Below are 2,693 nucleotides of genomic sequence, written 5' to 3' on the forward strand. Positions count from 1 at the left end.
GCGGCCCGGACTGCGGCCCGGCGGCCGCGGGAGGGCGCCCGGGACCGGCGCGCCCGGACCACGGACGGCGGGGCTACGCCTTGAGCGTCCAGGCCTTCCGGCGGACGAGCACGTGACCTCGGCGCGAACTCAGGCGCGTCCACGGGCCGGTCTCGAACAGCGAGGTCGGGTCCTCGCCGAGGAAGCCGAGGGTGAACGCCGCGAACGCCGCACCCGCCGGGACGTACTCGAGCCCGTCGATGCCCCGGCCCCACACCTCTGAGCGCACGCGCTGCACGAGCTGCTCGCCGGTCCCGTCGGGGATCGTGGCCGCGACCTCGTCGATGCCCTCGCGGGCCGCGCGCTCGAGCGTCGCGGCATCCGTCTCGCCGAGTGGTCGCCAGCCGCCCCGCGGGGGCGAGATGCCCGCCCAGGTGACGGTGTTGACCTCGGGCGGCCGGGTCATGGTGACCGGACGCGACTCGTCGTCCTCGCCGATCTCGCCTCGCGCCCGGACGATCCGATCGACCACGGAGCGCATCGGCACGACCACGTCGAAGTCGTCCGTCTCGAAGAGCTGGAAGGTCCGGAGCCCGAGCACGGTGGGGCTCTCGTCGAGGATGCCGCGCGGGTACAGGATCGCGGTGTACACGGCCAGGATGCCGTTCGCCGCGACGAGGCGCACCGAACCGTCCTCGACGCGCGACGCGCGTTGCAGGTAGGTGTGCAGATCGCCGAGCGACAGGCTGTCGGCAAGCGTGAATTGCTGGACCATGGCCTGTCTAGACTACCGAGAGAGCGCCGCGGCCCCGCCCGTCGCGCGCCCGCCGGTCCGCGGAGCGACGGTCGAACGATCCAGACGGAGGAACGATGAGCAGTTCGATCGAGGGGCTGTTGAGTGCCCTGCGACTCACCGACACCGGAGCACGGACCGACGAGGACATCTTCACGGGGCCGTCGCAGTGGATGCCGCGCGGCCGCGTCTTCGGCGGCCAGGTGCTGGCCCAGTCGATCATCGCCGCGAGCAACACGGTGCCCGACGACCGCCCGATCCACTCGATGCACGGGTACTTCCTCCGGCCCGGCGACGTGGAGCACCCGATCACGTTCTCCGTGGACCGCATCCACGACGGCCGGTCGTTCTCGACGCGGCGCACGCAGGCGTTCCAGCACGGCCAGCCGATCCTGTCGCTCATCGCATCGTTCCAGACCCGCGACGAGGGCTTCGAGCACCAGATCGAGATGCCCCACGACCTCCCCGACCCCGAGACGCTGCCGTCGACCGCCGACGTGCTCGGGAAGCTCGACCACGACGTCGCGCGGTACTGGTCGAGCGAGCGGGCCTTCGACGTGCGGCACATCCCGTCGCCGGTCTACCTGACCGTCGAGGGCGAGCGGATGCCGCACCAGGTGGTCTGGATGAAGGCGTTCGGTCGCCTGCCCGACGACGTCCGCCAGCACCGCGCCGCGCTCGCCTACGCCAGCGACTACTCGATCCTCGAGCCGGTGCTCCGAGCGCACGGCATCGCGTGGGCCACTCCCGGCCTGAAGATCGCGAGCCTCGACCACGCCATGTGGTGGCACCGTGACGCCCGCGTCGACGAGTGGCTGCTGTTCACGATGGACTCGCCGTCGGCGAGCGGCGGGCGTGGTCTCTCGCTCGGCCGGATCTACACGCGCGACGGCAGGCTCGTCGCGAGCGTGGCGCAGGAGGGCATGGTCCGCGTGCCCGATCCGGCCGCGCTCGCCTGATCGGGCCGCGACGCATTCCCTGAACGATCGCGGCGAATGCGCCATCCGCCGTGCGATGTGCCGCAGAATGGCACCACCGCCGCGCCCCGCGGCCCGTCGAGGGAGGCAGCACATGGACGACGCCCGTGAACTCTCGCGCCGCACGGCGCTCGCGCTGGGTGGGAGCGGGGCGCTCGGGGGCGCCCTGATCCTCGCCGGATGCGCCCCCGCGGAGGAACCGGCCGGCACCGGCGCCCCGTCGGGGACGGGCACCGACGGGGGGGGCGAGGACCCGACCCCGACGGCTGCCGCAGGGGAAGACGTCGCGGCCCTCGCCGACATCCCCGTCGGCGGAAGCATCAGCGCCACGATCGGCGGCGAGCCGGTGCTGCTCTCGCAGCCGGCCGCGGGCGAGGTCGTCGCCTTCAGCGCGATCTGCACGCACCAGGGATGCACGGTCGCGCCCGAAGGTGCGGCGTGGATCTGTCCGTGTCACGGCTCGACCTTCGACCCCGCGACCGGCGACGTCGAACAGGGCCCGGCGCTCGAGCCGCTGCCCTCGGTGCCGGTCAGCGTCGACGGGGACCGCGTGATCGCCGGATGAGCGAGCTGTTCGACTTCCAGGTCGCCGGCCTGCCGATGCACGTGCTGCTCGTGCACGTGGTCGTGGTCGGCGTGCCGCTGCTCGCGCTCCTCCTCGTCGTGCTGGCGGCCTGGCCGGCCGCGCGGCGGGTGCTCTGGATCCCGGCGCTCATCGGTGCCGTGGTGCTGCTCGGCCTGACCTGGCTCACCGTCGAGGCCGGAGAGTGGCTCGTCGAGCGAGTGCCCGAGACGCCGCTCATCGAGGAGCACGCCGACCAGGGCGACGACATCCTGCCGTGGGTGTTCGCACTCGTCGCGGTGGCCGTCCTCATCGGCGCGCTCGCCGTCGTCGAGCGCCGCGCCGCGCACCGCGCCACCGACGCCGAGGTGGCCGCCGCGCG

4 protein-coding genes are annotated in these 2,693 nt (G+C 73.2%); 3 read left to right on the plus strand and 1 reads right to left on the minus strand.

The window, feature by feature from the left end; genetic code table 11:
- Positions 1 to 73: 73 nt before the first annotated feature.
- Positions 74 to 754 carry a DUF8185 domain-containing protein gene (locus tag ESO86_RS15125; protein WP_129235722.1) on the minus strand — a complete coding sequence of 227 codons (681 nt, stop codon included), beginning with the start codon at positions 752 to 754 and terminating at the stop codon, positions 74 to 76.
- Between the two features lie 95 nt (positions 755 to 849).
- On the opposite strand from ESO86_RS15125, the gene ESO86_RS15130 reads away from it, so the two are divergent.
- The 3 genes from ESO86_RS15130 to ESO86_RS15140 form a co-directional block, all read left to right on the plus strand.
- The gene (locus ESO86_RS15130) at positions 850 to 1,731 is read left to right on the plus strand and encodes an acyl-CoA thioesterase (RefSeq protein ID WP_207207170.1); all 882 of its coding nucleotides are present in this window, start codon (positions 850 to 852) and stop codon (positions 1,729 to 1,731) included.
- Between the two features lie 112 nt (positions 1,732 to 1,843).
- Positions 1,844 to 2,314 carry a QcrA and Rieske domain-containing protein gene (locus tag ESO86_RS15135; RefSeq protein WP_129235723.1) on the plus strand — a complete coding sequence of 157 codons (471 nt, stop codon included), beginning with the start codon at positions 1,844 to 1,846 and terminating at the stop codon, positions 2,312 to 2,314.
- Positions 2,311 to 2,693 (plus strand): hypothetical protein (locus ESO86_RS15140; protein WP_129235724.1); only part of this gene is annotated, 383 nt, incomplete at its 3' end. The genes ESO86_RS15135 and ESO86_RS15140, both read left to right, overlap by 4 nt.

The sequence above is a fragment of the Agromyces binzhouensis genome, from assembly GCF_004135055.1.
Classification (GTDB): Bacteria; Actinomycetota; Actinomycetes; order Actinomycetales; family Microbacteriaceae; genus Agromyces; species Agromyces binzhouensis.